Here is a 16554-nt window from a genome sequence, read left to right as displayed (position 1 = left end):
GCCGCTCGACATGAACGGAAACTGTCCAAGATCGGCAGTTCCGGGGCCGTTAGACCCGGAACCCAGCAGCCCGAGCCGCCTGCCGCTCCCGATGCCGCTCTCCGCGCCGACGCAGGAACCAGAACAGGAACGCGACGAACCCGAGCAGAAACACCAGCACCAGCACCGGCAGCAGGATCGCCACCACCGACATGATCGCGCTCGTCGCGTCTTCGGCCGTGCTGGCGATCGGCGCGCCGAAGCCGGCGGTGGTCGCGTTGACGACCGGGCGGGCCGCTGACTTGAGCAGGTGCACGCCGAGCGCGATCAGTACGCCGACCACGACCGGTATCCACTGGTGCGAGGAGAAGAAGGTGTCCGGGTCGCTGACCGTGACGGTATGCGAACTGGAGCCGGCGCCGAAGGCCAGGCCGCCGGCAGTCGGCCGGACCACCGTCTGCACCACGTCGTTGACGTGGTCGACCACTGGCACCTTGTCGGCGACCACCTCGATGGTCAGCAGCGCGGCGAGGATCAGGATGATCCAGCCATTGCCGAGCCACTGCCATCCGCTGGGTAGGTCGACCAGGTCGGTGTAGCGCGCCAGCAGACCCATGAGGAGCAACGGTATGTAGGCGTTCAGGCCAGCCGACGCGGCGAGACCGGAACCGGTGAGGACTTCGAGCACGATCTCAATATCGCACCGGTACGCCAGTGGCGCTCGCCGGCGGGCGCCGGCTGCTCCGCTACCCTCGTCGGGTGCGGTTGGTGATTGCGAAATGCTCGGTGGACTACGTCGGACGGCTCTCGGCACACCTGCCGCCGGCCACCCGGCTGCTCATGGTCAAGGCGGACGGCTCGGTGTCGATCCACGCGGACGACCGGGCGTACAAGCCGTTGAACTGGATGAGCCCGCCGTGCCGGCTGGAGGAGGCCCCCGGCGTGTGGCGGGTGGTCAACAAGGCCGGCGAGGAACTGCGAATCACCCTGGAGGAGATCTTCCAGGACACCTCGTACGAGCTGGGTGTCGACCCGGGCCTGCGCAAGGACGGCGTCGAGGCGCACCTGCAGGAGCTGCTGGCCGCCAACCCGGAGACCCTCGGCGAGGGCTTCTCGCTGGTCCGCCGCGAGTACATGACGGCGATCGGCCCGGTCGACCTGCTCTGCCGCGACGCCAACCAGGGCGCGGTCGCGGTCGAGGTGAAGCGGCGCGGCGAGATCGACGGGGTGGAGCAGCTCACCCGCTACCTCGAACTGATGAACCGCGATCCACTGCTCGCCCCGGTCACCGGCGTGTTCGCCGCGCAGGAGATCAAGCCGCAGGCCCGGGTGCTCGCCACCGACCGGGGGATCCGCTGCGTGGTGGTCGACTACGACAAGCTGCGCGGCATCGAGCGCGACGAGTTGACGCTGTTCTAAGCCCGGCGCGCCGGCTAGACCGACCCGTCAGCGGCCCCGGCCGTACCTCAGCTTGGCGACCTTGACCAGGCGGGCGACATCCGCCGGGGTTCGCTCGAAGGTCATCGCCGGCAGCAGGGAGCGGGCCCGGCGGCGGGTGATGGCCTTGGCCCGGCCGAACTCGCGCAGCCCGTCCTCGCCGTGGATGCGGCCGAAGCCGGAGTCGCCGACCCCGCCGAAGGGCAGCGTGGACATGCCGGCGAAGGTGAGCGTCGAGTTGATCGAGGCCATCCCGGAGCGCAGCCGCCGCGCGACCGCCACGGCTCGCTCCCGGCCGAAGACCGCACCCCCCAGGCCGTACGGGAGGGAGTTGGCCCGCTCGACGGCCTCGTCCACGTGGCGTACCCGGGTGACGGTCAGCGTCGGGCCGAAGGTCTCCTCGCGGACGGCGGCCGAGTCCTCCGGAACGTCCACCAGCACGGTCGGGTGGACGTACGGCGGCTGGACCGCGTCGGGCCCGCCGAGTACCGCCCGGCCACCGCGCGCGACGGCGTCGTCGATGTGCCGGCGGATGACGTCGAGCTGGGACGGCATGGTGATCGGTCCGATGTCGGCGTCGTCCGGTCCGACGGTGAGCCGGCCGGCCTTCGTGACCACCTTCTCGACGAAGGCGTCGAAGACCTGGTCGACCGCGTAGACCCGCTCGATGCCGATGCAGGTCTGCCCGGCGTTGGTCAGCGCGCCCCAGACGCACGCCTCGGCGGCGGCGTCCAGGTCGGCGTCCGCGTCCACGATCAGCGCGTCCTTGCCGCCGGCCTCCAGCAGCACCGGCGTGAGTGACTCGGCGCAGGCGGCCATCACCTTCTTCGCGGTGGCGGTCGAGCCGGTGAAGGCCACCTTGGCCACGCCGGAGCGGCACAGCGCGGCGCCCACGTCGCCGAGGCCGTGCACGGCGGTGAGGACCGGCTGCTCCGGCACCACCTCGGCGAAGCAGTCCACCAGCCACTGACCGACGGCCGGGGTGTACTCGCTGGGCTTGAACACCACCGCGTTGCCGGCCGCGAGGGCGTAGCCGGCGGAGCCGATCGGGGTGAAGACGGGGTAGTTCCACGGGCCGATCACCCCGACCACCCCGTACGGCTGGTATTCGAGGTGGCCGGTGAACTCGGCGAGGATCAGCCGGGAGCGGACCCGGCGCGGCCCGAGCACCCGCCGTGCGTTGCGGGCGGCCCAGTCGATGTGCTCCAGCGCGGTCAGGATCTCCACCACGGCGTCGCCGAGCGGCTTCCCGCCCTCGGCGTGCGTCAGCTCGGCCAGCTCCTCCATCCGGTGGGCGATCCGGCTCCGCCAGCGCAACAGCCTTTCCCGCCGGCCGGTGAAGCCGAGCCCGGCCCACCAGCCGCCCGCGGCGCGGGCCCGCTCGACCGTGGCCAGCACGTCCGCCTCGGTCGCCACCGGGAGCCGCCCGACCTCCGCGCCGCTCGCCGGGCTGGTGGAAACCAGTCGGCCGTCCTCGATGACCGGGGTCCCCGGGACATGCACAGCCGTCATGGCCGAAGTCTAGCCCCGAGCGTTACTCGTCGGTAGGTCGGTGGAACGCGCCCACAGCTGAAGGGGTGCGGCCACACCGGAGGGCGGACCGGGGTGGCGACCGGGCACATGGACGGGCCTGCTCGACCGTGTAAGCATGCGCGCATGCGGAGCGAGCGGCACACCATCCAGGCCAACGGCATCACCCAGGCGGTACGGGTGGCCGGCCCGCCGGACGGCGTACCGGTGCTGCTCGTCCACGGCAACGTCTCGTCGTCCGCGTTCTGGGAGCCGCTGCTGCGCCGGCTGCCGGAGGCGCTCCGCGTCGTCGCGCCCGACCTGCGGGGGTACGGCGACAGCGACACCGCCCCGGTCGACGCGACCCGGGGCCTCGGCGACTTCGCCGACGACGTGGCCGCCCTGCTCGACGCCCCCGGGCTGTTCGCCTCCGGCGCGCGGCCGGTGGTGGTCGGCCACTCGCTGGGCGGCGGGGTGGCGATGCGGCTGCTGGTCGACCACCCCGACCGGGTGGCCGGCCTGCTGCTTGAGGCGCCCGTCTCCCCGTACGGCTTCGGGGGGACCCGGGACCTCGACGGCACGCCGACCACACCGGACTTCGCCGGCACCGGCGCGGGCGGCGCCAACCCTGACTTCGTCGCCCGGCTCGCCGCCCAGGACCGAGGCACGGACGGCCCGACCAGCCCACGGAACGTGCTGCGCGCGGCGTACGTGGCCGACCCGGCGTCGCTCGGCGCGGACGAGGAATTGCTGCTCGACAGCATGCTCACCACCGCCACCGGGGACGACAACTATCCGGGCACGGCGGTCGCCTCCGCACACTGGCCGGGCATGGCGGCGGGGGAGCGCGGGGTGCTGAACGCGCTGGCGCCCGCCTGGTTCCGGGTCGCCGACGAGCTGGTCGCCGTCCCGGTCAAGCCGGCGGTGACCTGGGTACGCGGTGACGCCGACGTGATCGTCTCGGACACCTCGCTGTTCGACCTGGCCAACCTGGGGTCGCTCGGGGTGCTGCCGGGCTGGCCGGGAGCGGCGGACTGTCCGCCGCAGCCCATGGTCGGCCAGACCCGGGCGGTCCTCGACCGGTACGCGGCGGCCGGCGGGACGTACCGGGAGGTGGTGCTGCCTGGCTGCGGCCACAGCCCGCACCTGGAGCGGCCGGCCGAGTTCGTCGCGGAGCTGCTCGCGCTGGCCGGCACGCCCGCGACGGCCTGACCCGGCGCGCCGGGCCGGGCCCGTCGCCGGCACCGCCGCATCCGTTGGGCCCCAGGTACGGCCGCATCCGTCGGGTCACCGACCGCCGCCCGAGGCGGAGAGTGACGGACGTCGTGAAATACCCCACGGCGTCTCGACAAGGTAGCGTCACGTGGCAGACTCCGGCGCATAACCTTAGCCGCCGTTCAAGTGACAGTGGCGGAGTCGACCAGGGGAGGCCGCTCGTGGCGCGCGAGTTCACCAGTGTGGGCGTGGTGGGTCTGGGCACCATGGGTGCCGGCATCGTCGAGGTGTTCGCCCGCAACGGCATCGAGGTGGTGGCCGTGGAGATCTCCTCGGCCGCCCTGGAGCGCGGCCGCGCCACCCTCACCGGCTCGACCGACCGGGCGGTGGCCAAGGGCAAGCTCGCCGAGGCCGACCGGGACGCGCTGTTGTCCCGGGTCGACTTCCAGGTCGGGCTGGGCGCGCTGCACTCGGTCGACCTGGTCATCGAGGCCGTCCCCGAGCACCTGGACCTGAAGCAGCGGATCTTCGCCGAGCTGGACCGGGTCTGCAAGCCCGAGGCGATCCTGGCCACCAACACGTCCTCGCTGAGCGTCACCGAGATCTCCGTCGCCACCACCCGGCCCAACCAGGTCATCGGCATCCACTTCTTCAACCCGGCCCCGGTGATGAAGCTGGTCGAGGTGGTCCGCACAGTGGTCACCTCCGCCGACGTGGTCGCCGACGTGGAAGCGCTCTGCGAGCGGCTCGGCAAGGTCGACGTGACCATCAACGACCGGGCCGGCTTCATCGCCAACGCGCTGCTCTTCGGCTACCTCAACCACGCGGTGGGCATGTTCGAGGCGCGCTACGCCAGCCGCGAGGACATCGACGCCGCGATGAAGCTCGGCTGCGGCCTGCCGATGGGCCCGCTGGCGCTGATGGACCTGATCGGCCTGGACACCGCGTACGAGATCCTGGACACCATGTACCGGCGCGGCGGCCGGGACCGCCGGCACGCCCCGGTGCCGCTGATCAAGCAGATGGTCACCGCCGGGCTGCTGGGCCGGAAGTCCGGCCGTGGCTTCTACACCTACGAGCGGCCGGGCTCGCCAAAGGTCGTACCGGACGAGCAGACGCCGGCGGCGACGGAGGTCGCGCTGGCCGACGGCGCTCGGGTCGTCGCCAAGGTGGGCGTGGTGGGCTCCGGCACCATGGCCACCGGCATCATCGAGGTCTTCGCCAAGGGCGGGTACGAGGTCATCTCGGTGACCCGGGGCGCGGAGAAGTCGGCGAAGGTGTGCGAGGCGGTCAAGACCTCGCTGAACAAGGGCGTGGTCCAGGGCAAGCTGAGCGAGGAGGAGCGGGAGGCCGCGCTCGGCCGGGTCACCTGGTCTGCCACCCTGGAGCACCTGGCCGACGTCGACCTGGTGGTCGAGGCGGTGGTCGAGGAGCTGAGCGTCAAGAAGGCCCTCTTCGCCAGCCTCGACGAGATCTGCAAGCCGGGCGTGGTGCTCGCCACCACCACCTCCTCGCTGTCGGTGATCGACGTGGCGATGGCCACCCAACGCCCGGCGGATGTGATCGGCCTGCACTTCTTCAACCCGGCGCCGATCATGCCGCTGATGGAGATCGTGCGGACCATCCGTACCTCGGCGGAGACCACCGCCACCGCGCGGGCGGTCTGCGCCGCGCTCGGCAAGACCGGCGTGCTGTGTGGCGACCGGTCCGGCTTCATCGTCAACGCGCTGCTCTTCCCGTACCTGAACGACGCGGTGAAGATGCTGGAGGCCAGCTACTCGACCGCCGACGACATCGACCACGCGATGAAGCTGGGTTGCGGCTACCCGATGGGTCCGTTCGAGCTGCTCGACGTGGTCGGCCTGGACGTCGCGCTGGCCATCCAGCGGGAGCTCTACCTGGAGCTGCGGGAGCCCGGCTTCGCGCCCGCGCCGTTGCTGGAGCACCTGGTCACCGCCGGCTACGTCGGCCGCAAGAGCGGTCGTGGCTTCCGCGACCACACCAACCGCTGATCCGGTCAACATAGGACGCGGGTGACGGCGTCTTGAGGGTGTGACCTTCGAGGAGTACGTCGGCAGCCGCGGCCCAGCCCTGTTGCGCCTGGCCCGGCTGCTGACCGGCGACGAGCACCGGGCCGAGGACCTGACCCAGGACGTCCTGGCGCGGGCGTACGTGCACTGGCGCAAGATCGCCCGAGCCGACCGGCCCGACGTTTACGTGCGGCGGATGCTGGTCAACGCCAACAACTCGTGGTGGCGCCGGCGGTCCAACCGGGAGTTGGCCGTGGACACCTTCGCCGAGCGGGCCGACCGCGACGACGTGAGCGGCGAGGCGGCCGACCGGGACGAGATGTGGCGGTTGATCCGGGCGCTGCCCGACCGCCAGCGCGCCGTGCTGGTGCTGCGCTACTACGAGGATCTGGACGACGCCACGATCGCCCAGATCCTCGACTGCTCCCCGGTCACCGTCCGTACGCACGCGATGCGGGCGCTCACCCACCTGCGGGAGCGCTGCGGCATCCCGACGACCAACGGGAGCCAGTCGTGACCGACCTCGACCAGCGGATCGCCTCGGTGCTGCGGGAGCGCGCCGAAGGGGAGATCGACACCCACCGGCTGCTGAACCGGTCCCGGGCCCGGGGACGCCGGCGGCGGCTGCGCCGCCGGGCCGTGACGGGCGGCGCGCTCGCCCTGGTCGGGGTGCTCGCCGTCGTCGGGGTGACCGGGACGGGCATCACCGGGCTTCCCGGCCGGCCGCCGTGGACCGCGGCCACACCGGACGTCGCCGCGCCCGTACCGCCCCGGGCTGACGGGGTGCCAGGTGCCGCCCAGCGGCCCGACCTAGTCGGCACCGACCCGCAGGTGCTGCATCTGGGCGTCGACCCGGCCAAGGTCCGCTATCTGGGCTGGGAGGTCGACGGACGCCAGGTCGAGTCGGTTCGGTTCGACGCCGGGGGTGGGCGGGCGGTCACCGTCGAGGTGGCCCGTTCCGCCGCGGCCTTCGACGAGGTGGGCATTGAGGGATGGTCGGTGGATGCGCTGCCGGAGGCAACCTTCGACGGCACCATCCAACGTGTGGCGCTGAACGACGGCAGCCCCGGATATGTCACCTGGTGGCGGCCGGCAACCGGGCTCTACGCCCGGGCGAGCATGCGCGCAACAGACCCGTTCGCCCTCACCGGGGCCGTCGAAGCGGTCCGGTGGGACGAGGCACGCCGGTGCGGCGGGCCGGTGCGGTTCACCCACCTGCCCGAAGGGGCCACGGTGAGCAGGTGCGCCGTAGACGTCGCGACATTTCCGGGGGCGATGATCGTCTCGTTCACCATCGCGGGGCCCCGGGCGGCGGCCATGTATGTCGAGCTCCGGTACGGGGCGCAGATAGCGGGCGGTCGTACCGACGGCAACCTGACCATCAACGGCCGCCCTGCCTACCGGTACGGGGACAACCTGGAGCTGCTCGGCATCTCCAAGGCTCACCTGATCGTGAACTTCGGTTGGCCGGGGAAGGGCTTCACCGAGGCGGACGCCGCGACGGTGCTGGTCGGGGCGCGGGTGGCGAAGGACGTCAGCCGCCCGGAAACCTGGGACTGAGCCGAGGGCACACGGCCGGGCCGCCCGTCCCGGGTCGGGCCGGCCGGCGGACCGTACGCTTGAAACCGTGAGCCCCCGTCGTAACCGTCCCCGCCGGGACGACACCACCCGCCTGGACTCCGACCGGGGACGTCAGGGCGTGCCCACGGTCCAGCAGTGGCGCGACGGCGACTGGCAGGTACGTGGGATCAGCGGCGGGGCGTCGATCAAGACGTACCGCTGTCCCGGCTGTGACCAGGAGATTCGCCCGGGGGTGGCGCACGTGGTGGCCTGGCCGGCCGACGACCGGGGCGACCTGACCGACCGGCGGCACTGGCACAGCGGCTGTTGGGGGGCCCGGGACCGGCGCGGGCCGAACCTCCAGCGCGGGCGAGGTGCCCCGCGCTACGGCTGAGCGATCTGGATCACCCTGTTCGCGCCCCGGCGGGCGGGGCGGGCGGTGGCGCGCCACACTGGGACGGTGAGCACACCGATCCGTGCGTCGTCGATCCTGCCCGGTCACCGGGAGGACATCGAACTGCACACCGCCGACGGGCTGACGCTGGTCGGTGAGTTGGCCCGGCCGCTGGACCGGGCACCGGCGGGCACCCTGGTCTGCCTGCACCCGCTGCCCACCCATGGCGGGATGATGGACAGCCACGTGTTCCGCAAGGCGGCCTGGCGGTTGCCCGCGCTGGCCGATCTGGCCGTGCTCCGGTTCAACACCCGCGGCACCAGCAGCGTCCGCGGCACCAGCGAGGGCACCTTCGACGGCGCGGTCGGTGAGCGGTTCGACGTCGCCGCCGCCATCGAGTACGCCGAGTTCCAGGAGCTGCCGAACATCTGGCTGGTCGGCTGGTCGTTCGGCACCGACCTGACGCTGAAGTACGGCTGCGACCCGGCGGTGGCCGGAGCTGTCCTGCTCTCCCCGCCACTGCGTTTCTCCACGCCCGCGGACCTGACCGTCTGGGCGGAGTCGGGCAAGCCGCTCACCGCCCTGGTGCCCGAGTTCGACGACTACCTCCGCCCGGACGAGGCCCGGCAGCGCTTCGCGGCCGTGCCGCAGGCCGAGGTGGTCGGGGTGCCCGGCGCCAAGCACCTGTGGGTGGGCGACGCGGAGACCGTGCTCGACGAGATCGTCCGGCGGGTCAACCCGGCCGTGCCGGTGCCGCTGCCGACCACCTGGGACGGCCCGATGGAGACCGGCGACGTCAGCGCGTACGCCGACCGGACGGTGGCCGCCTTCGCGGACACCCCGGTGCCCGGCCCGCAGCAGCGGCAGGCGGGCTGACCGGTCAGCGGGCCTCCTGCCGGGGCAGGACCACCTCGCGGAGGATCAACTGGACGGCGGCCACCGTCGGGATGGCGAGCAGCGCCCCGACCACGCCCAGCAGCGACACGCCGAGCAGCGCGGCCAGCAGCGCGGCCACCTCGTTCACCGACACCGCCCGGCGCATCACCTTCGGGTAGATGAGGTAGTTCTCCACCTGCTGGTAGACCACGAAGAACACCAGGCAGGCGACCCCCACCGGCAGGTCGGTGGCGAAGCCCAGCAGCGACACCACCGCCGCGCCCAGGGTCGCCCCGATCTGCGGGATCAGGTCGGTCACCGCGACCACCACGGCCAGCGCGAAGGGGTACGGCAACCCGACGATCAGCGCGAAGACGAACGTGCTCGCCCCGGCCAGCACCGCGATGGCCAGCGCCCCCACCATGTACGCGCCGACCCGGGTCAGGATCTCGTCGCCGATCAGGCGGAACCGCGTCCGGCGGGTGCGCGGCACCAGCGCGTACCCGAGGTTGCGTAGCTTGTCGAAGTAGGCCAGGAAGTAGATCGTCAGCACCAGCACGGTCAGCGCCCGGAAGAGGGTGCCGAAGATCAGCTGCGCCCCGCCCAGCACGCCGCCGAGAGCCCGGCCGACGGTGTCCGCGTCCGCCGCCGCCCGGACCCGTTCCATCACGTCGTACCGCTCGACGAGGTCGTTGACGGTGGGGTTGCGGCGCAGCTCCTCGACGTAGCCGGGGAGGTGCGCGATGAACTGGCCGGACTGGGTCACCACCGGAGGCACCAGCGCCAGCACGGCGCCGACGATCAGCAGCACCATGGTGAGCGCCACCACCGCCACCGCCAGTCCGTGCGGCAGCCCCCAGCCGCGTAGCCGGACCACCGCCGGGTGCAGGCCGATGGCGAGGAAGATCGCGATGACCACCAGCACCAGGATGCCGGCGGCGTTGCGGATGCCCAGGAAGACCGTGTACGCCAGCAGCACGCCGAGCGCCCCGGTGAAGCCGACCAGGAAGGGGCTGCGACGCAGCGGCTTGCCCGGTACGCCGAACCGTCCGCTCGGCTCGAACTCGGTCGGCTCGTCGACGGTGGGCTGCTGACCCCCGCCAACCGCGTCGGGCTCGGGCCGGGGCACGTCCTCGTCCCCCGGTCGGGTGTCGCCCAACGTGCCCTCGCGCATCAGGACCTCCCCGGACCCCACCCTGGCCCAAAGTACGGGCCCTTCCTGCCCGGAGAGTAGCGGGGCGGCGCTCAAGTCGGCCATCACGATCCGGCACTGGCAGCGACCCACGGGGACCCGCGCCGGGTCGCACACCGCGACGGGCTCGTACCCACAACTGGTGCTTCGGACGTAGCGCCTGTCGGGTGGTGTGCGGGCCAGAGGGCGGCCGTGGCGGGGCTGGCCGCGGGGTCAGTCCTTCTCGACGGTGACCGTGCTCGGTTTGGCGCTGCGCTCGTCGGTGGTGGGCTTGGTCGGGCGCTTGCCGTTCTCGCCGGTGCTGGTGATCTTGGTGGGGGTGGCGTTCCGGCCGCCCTCGCCCGGCACGGCGGCGACGGTCGGCTCGCCGTCCACGCCGGCGGTGGCGGTGCCCCCGTCCACGGTGGTCACCGGCTCGCCGACGGGCCGCGCGCTGCCCGCCTCGGCCGCCGGCTCCTGCGCCGCCCCGGGCTCCCTGGCCGCGGCCGTGGCGCCTGCCGGCTCCTTGGTCGCGGCTGGTTCCGTGGCCGCCGCGGGCTCCTTGGTCGCGGCCGTGGCACCCGCGGGTTCCTTGGTCGCGGCCGGCTCGGTGGCCGGGGCCGTGGCCCCTGCCGGCTCCTTGGTCGCGGCCGGGGTCGGCCCGCCGCCGGTGGGGGAGGCCGTGGTGCTTCCCTTGGCGGTCACCGGCACCCCCTTGCCGGCCGGCGGCGCTGAACCGGCGTCGCCGCCGGGCTTGGCGGGAAGCCGGCCCGGGGAGACCGGAGTGGCGGCGAGACCGGTCGATTCGGTGCCCGCCGTCAGCCGCAGCTCGGCCAGCTGACGCTCGAGGTCGTCGGACTCCTGGCGGGACTTCCAGGTCTCGGTCCGCAGGTCGGCCAGTTCCTGCTGGGCGTTGGCGATCTCCAGCATCACCTGGGCGAGCTGCTGTCGGCCGGCGGCCACCTCCTGCTGGGTGGCGGCCAGGTGCTGCTGGGTCGTGGCCAGGTGCTGCTGGGTGGTGGCGGCGTACTCCTCGAACTGGCGACGGGAGGCGGCAACGTGATCGTCGGCCTTGCGGCGCTTGTCGGTGGCCTCCGTCTCAGCGCGGCGCAGCAGCTCGGCCGCCTCATCCTCGGTCCGTCGGCGCATGGTGAGCGCGTCCTGCTCGGCCGCCTGCCGGATCGCGGTGGCGCCCTGCTCAACCTCCTTCCGCCGGGCGGCGTACGCCTTCTCCAACTCGTCCTGCCGATTCTTGTGCTGCTTGTCGAGCTCGTCGCGGCGCTTCGCGTACTCCTGCTCGGCGGCCGCGCGGCGCTGGGCGAACTGCTTGTCGGCCGACTCCCGCCGGGCGTTGACCTCCTTCTCCACCCCGGCCCGCCAGGCGCCCAGCTCCTGCTGCGTCTGGGCGCGGGCCTGCTGGACGTACGCCTCGACCTCGGCCCGGCTGCGTTTGCCGGCCTCCTCGGTCTCGCTGCGCATCCGCTGGACGTACGCCTCGACCTCGGCCCGGCTGCGCTTGCCGGCCTCCTCGGTCTCGCTGCGCACCCGCTGGATGTACGCCTCGGCCTCGGCCCGGTTGCGCTTGCCGGCCTCGGCGGCCTCGGTGGTGAGCCGGTTCGCCTCGGTCCGGGCCCGGCCCCGGGTCGCCTTCGCCGCCTCCTCCGCGTCGTCGACGATCTTCTTGGCCTCGGCGAGGGCCTTGGCGTGGGTGGCCCGCCCGGCCTCGGTCGCGGCCTCGGTCAGGCGCTTGGCCTCCTGCTGCGTCTTCGCGTGCACCTCCTTGGCCGCCTCGCGGAGCTGGGTGGCCTCCTGCTGGGCCTTGGCGAGCGCCTCCTTGGCCGTCTCGCGCAGCCGGGTGGCCTCCTGCTGGGCGCGGGTGTGGATCTCCTTGGCGGTGTCCCGGAGCTGGGTGGCCTCCTGCTGGGCCTTGGCCAGCGCCTGCTCGGCGTGTCGGCGCCGCTTCTCGGCCTCGTCCTTGGCGGCCTTGAGGGCGGTGTCCGCCTCGGCCTTGCGGGCGGCCGTGTGCCGCTCCTCCTCGGCCCGGCGAGCGGCGAGGGCGATCTCGAAGTCCTTGAGGGCCTGCGCGGACTGCTCCCGGGCCTCCTCGATGATGTGCTCGGCGGCCGCGCGGCGGGCCTCGATCTCCTCGTTGGCGGCGGCGAGGATGTCGTCCGCCTGCTCCTCCGCCATGGTGAGGATCTGCTCGACCCGGGGACCGAGATGCCGGAACGAGGCCCGATCCACCACACCCACCTGCTTGCGCACCTGGGCGAGGTCGCGTTGCAGGACCTCCACCTGGCCGGCCAGCTTGTGGATCTGGGTGTACGCCTGCTCCCGCTCGGCGGTCAGCGCCGTGATCTCGTGCTCCGCGCGAGCGACGTACCGGTCGACCTGTCGTTTCTCGTATCCCCGCAGAGCGGACTCGAAGCTGGGCTCCGTGGTCACGTCCCCGCCGAGAGCAAACAGTTCCTCGCCGTGCGACATGCCCCCATCCTCACACGCATCCGGCCCTGCTGGGGCGATACGGACGCCCATGATGGGCCCACTTCACCGAGGTGGCGACAAAGCGCGGGAAAGCATGACGGCGCGGGGCGCACCGGTCACCCGGTGTCACCCCGCGCCGCGGCTTATGCCCCGTTGCGGGTGGTGTCCTACTTCGCGGATTCCGCGATCTTTCCCTCGGTGCCGTCGGCCTTGGCCCCCTCCGCCTTGTTGCCGCCGCCCGGCACGCCCGGCACGATGCCGGCGAGACCGGAGAGCATCTGCCCGAGCTGCGAGGTGACGGCTTCCTTCTGCCGGGTGAGGTCCTCGACCTCGCGGCGGGCCGCCTGGGTGGTCAGGTCCGCCTCGGTGCGGGCCTCGTTGAGCAGGCGCTGCGCCTCGGCCTTCGCCTCGCCCAGCGTCTTCTCGGCCAGCGCCTTGGCCTTGTCGACCGTCTCGTTGGCGGTGCGCTCGGACTCGACTCGGCGGGCCTCGGCCCGCTGCTCGATCTCCTTGGCCCGATCATGGGCGGCCCGGGCCCGCTGCTCGGCCTCGCTGACCAGCTTCTGGGTCTGCGCGACCTGGGCGGCGTGCCGCTCCGACTCCTCGCGCTCGGCCTTCTCCCGCCGCTCGGCGAGCTGGAGCTCCAGGGCCTGGAGGTCCTTGTCGCGCTTGTCCCGCGCGTCGGTCAACAGCTTGGTCGCCTCGGCGCGCTTCTCCTCGGCCTCCCGGGCGGCCTTCGCCCGCTGCTGGGTGATCTCCCGCTCGGCGGTGGCCCGCAGGGTGGCGACCTCCCGCTCGACGGTGGACTTCAGCTCGGCCACCTCGTGCGCGGTGACCGTACGCAGCTGCTTGGTCTCCCGCTCGGCGTCGGCGCGCAGGGTGTCCGCCTCGCGGCGGGCCTGCACCCGGACCTCGGCGGCCTCCCGCTCGGCGGTGGTACGGACACTGCCGGCCTCCCGCTCGGCGTTGGCCTTCATCGCGGCCGCCTCGGCGCGCGCCTTGTCGGTGATCTCCCGCGCCTCCAGCCGGGCGGCGGAGAGGATGCCCTCCGACTCGCGCTTGGCCTCGTTGCGGTGGTCGTTGGCCTGCTCTTCGGCCAGCCGGAGGATCTGCTCGACCCGGGTGCCCAGGCCGGAGAGGGTCGGTCGGTTGTTCTCCTCGAGCTGCTTGTTGGTCTCGGAGAGCTTCAGCTCGAGCGCGCTCTGGCGCTGCTCGGCCTGGCGGAGCCGGCGCTGGGCGTCGTTCATCCGCTGCTCGGCCTCGGCCCGAGCCTGCTCGGACTGGCTCAGCGCGGCGCTGAGCCGGCCAATGAAGTCGTCGACCTGACTGGTGTTGTATCCGCGCAGGCCGACGGTGAAGTCTGGCTGGGAGTTCGCGTTGTCGAAGAACGCGAGAGGGGAGGACTGCTGCTGGGGCATTGGGACATACTGGCAGACGCCCCAGGCTGCTTCCAAGAGCGGTACGAACCTTTCGTGTCCTCTTTACATGGTCACCTTCCGGCCCCTGGGCGGAGCCGGAGCGAACGGCGATCTTGGCAGGTCCCGGGGCGCGCCGGACCGGATGCGAGGCGGCCGGGAAAGGGCCTCGGGATGTTCCCCCACGGCCCTTTGTCGAGCATCGAACAAATGGCGCCCCGGGGGGTCGGAAAGGCAATGCCTCCTCGCCTCCACGGGCGGCCCGGGATCAGCCGGACGGCGCTGTCCGGCTCGCCGGGCAGCAGGGTCAGTGGCCGCGGAACCGGTTGATCGCCGTCTCGTGCCGGGCGCGCAGCTCAGTGTCCCGGACGCCGAGCCCGTCCGCCGGGGCGAGGCAGCGCACCCCGACCTTGCCCTGGTGCGTGTTGCGGTGCACCTCGTACGCGGCCTGGCCGGTCTGCTCCAGCGGGTAGGTCCTCGACACGGTCGGGTGCACCTTGCCGAGCGCCACCAGGCGGTTGGCCTGCCACGCCTCGCGGTAGTTGGCGAAGTGGCTGCCGACGATCCGCTTGAGGTGCATCCAGAGGTAGCGGTTGTCGTACTGGTGCTGGTAGCCGCTGGTGGAGGCGCAGGTGACGATGGTGCCGCCGCGCTTGGCGACGTAGACGCTGGCGCCGAAGGTCTCCCGGCCGGGGTGCTCGAAGACGATGTCCGGGTCCTCGCCGCCGGTCAGCTCGCGGATCCGCTCGCCGAACCGGCGCCACTCGTCCGGGTCCTGAGTCTCCTCGTCCTTCCAGAACCGGAAACCCTCAGCGGCCCGGTCGATGACCAGCTCGGCGCCCATCCGCCGGCACAGCTCGGCCTTCTCGGGTGAGGAGACCACGCAGACCGGGATGGCGCCGCCGCCCAGGGCCAGCTGGGTGGCGTAGCTGCCCAGGCCGCCGGAGGCGCCCCAGATCAGCACCACGTCACCCTGCTTCATGTTCGCCCCGTGGTGGGACACCAGCTGCCGGTACGCGGTGGAGTTGACCAGCCCCGGGCTGGCCGCTTCCTCCCAGCTCAGGTGGCGCGGCTTCGGCATGAGCTGGTTGGCCTTGACCACGGCCAGCTCGGCCAGGCCGCCGAAGTTGGTCTCGAAGCCCCAGATCCGCTGCTGCGGGTCGAGCATGGTGTCGTCGTGGCCCGCGGCGTCCTCCAGCTCCACGGAGAGGCAGTGCGCGACCACCTCGTCGCCGGCCTTCCACCGGGTCACCCCGGGCCCGGTCCGCAGCACCACGCCGGCCGCGTCCGACCCCACCACGTGGTACGGCAGGTCGTGGCGGCGGGCCAGGTCGGATATTCGGCCGTAGCGCTGGAGGAACCTGAAGGTGGGCAGCGGCTCGAAGATGCCGGTCCAGACGGTGTTGTAGTTGATGGCGCTGGCCAGCACCGCGATCAACGCCTCACCCGGGCCGAGTTCGGGGGTGGGCACCTCCTGCAGGTGCAGCGCCTTGCGCGGGTCCTTGTCCCGGGTGGCCATGCCGTCGAACATCCGGGTGTCCTCGGCGCGGACGACCACGCCCCGGTAGCTCTCCGGTACGGGCAGGCCGGCGAGGCCGGCGAGTTCCCGCTCCGGCCGCGAGGAGCCTTCCGCCGCCATGATCGCTTCGAGAATGTCCTGCACGGTGACCTCCCGTTCGTCCGCCCCCGCACCGCACCGGGGCAGGGGTGCTGCCATCGTCGGCGTCGGTGCGACGGGGCCGCCATGTCGGCAATCGACACGTCCGGCGCCGGTCGCGCTGCCGTGGGGCGGACATTACTGAACGGTAGCTAAGGTCGGAAGCCTTCTGTGAAAAACGGCATGCGCCGATGCGTGGAGGTGTCCGCGGAAGGCCCGTACCGCGCATCGCCGCGCCGCGGCCCTGCCTTAAGGAGGGGCCCCTTATTAACACCCGTGTGTTAATAAGGGGCCCCTCCTTACAGATCGGCGGCCGGCTCGACCAGCTCGATCAGGACGCCGCCGGCGTCCTTCGGGTGCACGAAGTTGATCCGGGAGTCGGCGGTGCCCCGCTTCGGGGTCTCGTAGAGCAGCCGTACGCCCCGCTCGCGCAGCGCCGCGCAGGCCGCGTCGATGTCGGCCACCGTGTACGCGACCTGCTGCACGCCCGGCCCGTTGCGGTCCAGGAACTTCGCGATCGTCGACTCCGGCGAGAGCGGGGCGAGCAACTGCACGCACCCGCCCTCGGTGGTCGGCCCGACGGCCAGCATCGCCTCGCGTACGCCCTGCTCGGCGTTGGTCTCGATGTGCACGCAGCGCATCCCGAAGGTGCGCTGGTAGAAGTCGATCGCGGCGTCCAGGTCGGCCACGGCGACCCCCACATGGTCGATGCGGCGCAGGCCGATGTCTGTGACATAGTCGGCAGCGGGCTCGACGGGGTGATTCTCAGCCATGGCGCTAGTCTGACCGAACAATCGTTAAGGCGTACAGGTCGGCACCCCCTCGGA

Annotated in this window: 14 protein-coding genes; 7 read left to right on the top strand and 7 right to left on the bottom strand. The window is 72.4% G+C overall.

The window, feature by feature from the left end; translation table 11 throughout:
- Positions 1-49 precede the first annotated feature (49 nt).
- Positions 50-667 carry a DUF4126 domain-containing protein gene (locus ACNAW0_RS13665; protein ID WP_416288197.1) on the bottom strand — a complete coding sequence of 206 codons (618 nt, stop codon included), beginning with the start codon at positions 665-667 and terminating at the stop codon, positions 50-52.
- Positions 668-738: 71 nt separating this feature from the next.
- On the opposite strand from ACNAW0_RS13665, the gene nucS reads away from it, so the two are divergent.
- The gene (gene nucS, locus ACNAW0_RS13660) at positions 739-1398 is read left to right on the top strand and encodes an endonuclease NucS (RefSeq protein WP_402859005.1); all 660 of its coding nucleotides are present in this window, start codon (positions 739-741) and stop codon (positions 1396-1398) included.
- 27 nt (positions 1399-1425) lie between these two features.
- Here nucS and ACNAW0_RS13655 read toward each other — a convergent pair whose 3' ends face one another.
- Positions 1426-2928, bottom strand: a complete 1503-nt coding sequence (locus tag ACNAW0_RS13655; protein ID WP_416288196.1) for an aldehyde dehydrogenase family protein — start codon at positions 2926-2928, stop codon at positions 1426-1428.
- A 144-nt stretch (positions 2929-3072) separates the two neighbouring features.
- Between ACNAW0_RS13655 and ACNAW0_RS13650 the strand changes: the two genes are divergently transcribed.
- From ACNAW0_RS13650 to ACNAW0_RS13625, 6 genes are all read left to right on the top strand, one after another.
- Complete coding sequence (locus ACNAW0_RS13650) at positions 3073-4137, top strand: alpha/beta hydrolase (RefSeq protein ID WP_416288195.1); 1065 nt, start codon at positions 3073-3075, stop codon at positions 4135-4137.
- A gap of 224 nt (positions 4138-4361) precedes the next feature.
- Entirely contained in the window at positions 4362-6152 is a 1791-nt protein-coding gene (locus ACNAW0_RS13645) for a 3-hydroxyacyl-CoA dehydrogenase family protein (RefSeq protein WP_416288194.1), read from the top strand.
- Positions 6153-6192: 40 nt separating this feature from the next.
- Positions 6193-6687, top strand: a complete 495-nt coding sequence (locus tag ACNAW0_RS13640) for a SigE family RNA polymerase sigma factor (RefSeq protein ID WP_416288193.1) — start codon at positions 6193-6195, stop codon at positions 6685-6687.
- On the top strand, positions 6684-7730 hold the full coding sequence (locus ACNAW0_RS13635; RefSeq protein WP_416288192.1) for a hypothetical protein: 1047 nt from the start codon (positions 6684-6686) through the stop codon (positions 7728-7730). The genes ACNAW0_RS13640 and ACNAW0_RS13635 overlap by 4 nt, the downstream gene beginning before the upstream one ends.
- A 67-nt stretch (positions 7731-7797) precedes the next feature.
- Positions 7798-8124 (top strand): hypothetical protein, encoded by a 327-nt coding sequence (locus ACNAW0_RS13630; protein WP_416288191.1) that lies wholly within the window; start codon positions 7798-7800, stop codon positions 8122-8124.
- Between the two features lie 66 nt (positions 8125-8190).
- Positions 8191-9000 (top strand): alpha/beta hydrolase, encoded by an 810-nt coding sequence (locus ACNAW0_RS13625; RefSeq protein ID WP_416288190.1) that lies wholly within the window; start codon positions 8191-8193, stop codon positions 8998-9000.
- 4 nt (positions 9001-9004) lie between these two features.
- Here the strand turns inward: ACNAW0_RS13625 and ACNAW0_RS13620 are convergent, their stop codons facing one another.
- From ACNAW0_RS13620 to mce, 5 genes are all read right to left on the bottom strand, one after another.
- On the bottom strand, positions 9005-10174 hold the full coding sequence (locus ACNAW0_RS13620; RefSeq protein ID WP_416288189.1) for an AI-2E family transporter: 1170 nt from the start codon (positions 10172-10174) through the stop codon (positions 9005-9007).
- Positions 10175-10405: 231 nt separating this feature from the next.
- Entirely contained in the window at positions 10406-12655 is a 2250-nt protein-coding gene (locus tag ACNAW0_RS13615) for a hypothetical protein (protein WP_416288188.1), read from the bottom strand.
- Between the two features lie 167 nt (positions 12656-12822).
- The gene (locus ACNAW0_RS13610) at positions 12823-14073 is read right to left on the bottom strand and encodes a DivIVA domain-containing protein (protein ID WP_416288187.1); all 1251 of its coding nucleotides are present in this window, start codon (positions 14071-14073) and stop codon (positions 12823-12825) included.
- 304 nt (positions 14074-14377) lie between these two features.
- Positions 14378-15733 carry a crotonyl-CoA carboxylase/reductase gene (ccrA, locus tag ACNAW0_RS13605; RefSeq protein ID WP_416288203.1) on the bottom strand — a complete coding sequence of 452 codons (1356 nt, stop codon included), beginning with the start codon at positions 15731-15733 and terminating at the stop codon, positions 14378-14380.
- Positions 15734-16026: 293 nt separating this feature from the next.
- On the bottom strand, positions 16027-16500 hold the full coding sequence (mce, locus tag ACNAW0_RS13600) for a methylmalonyl-CoA epimerase (RefSeq protein WP_416288186.1): 474 nt from the start codon (positions 16498-16500) through the stop codon (positions 16027-16029).
- Positions 16501-16554 lie beyond the last annotated feature (54 nt).

The sequence above is a fragment of the Micromonospora sp. SL1-18 genome (assembly GCF_047921505.1).
Taxonomy (GTDB): Bacteria; Actinomycetota; Actinomycetes; order Mycobacteriales; family Micromonosporaceae; genus Micromonospora.
This window is presented reverse-complemented; position numbering and strand designations above follow the sequence as displayed.

What these genes read in the sequence shown, in the direction of transcription:
- ACNAW0_RS13610 (WP_416288187.1), bottom strand. Translation starts at nt 14,073, where the DNA reads ATGCCCCAGCAGCAGTCCTCCCCTCTCGCGTTCTTCGACAACGCGAAC.
- mce (WP_416288186.1), bottom strand. Translation starts at nt 16,500, where the DNA reads ATGGCTGAGAATCACCCCGTCGAGCCCGCTGCCGACTATGTCACAGAC.
- ACNAW0_RS13620 (WP_416288189.1), bottom strand. Translation starts at nt 10,174, where the DNA reads ATGCGCGAGGGCACGTTGGGCGACACCCGACCGGGGGACGAGGACGTG.
- ACNAW0_RS13615 (WP_416288188.1), bottom strand. Translation starts at nt 12,655, where the DNA reads ATGTCGCACGGCGAGGAACTGTTTGCTCTCGGCGGGGACGTGACCACG.
- ACNAW0_RS13655 (WP_416288196.1), bottom strand. Translation starts at nt 2,928, where the DNA reads ATGACGGCTGTGCATGTCCCGGGGACCCCGGTCATCGAGGACGGCCGA.
- ACNAW0_RS13650 (WP_416288195.1), top strand. Translation starts at nt 3,073, where the DNA reads ATGCGGAGCGAGCGGCACACCATCCAGGCCAACGGCATCACCCAGGCG.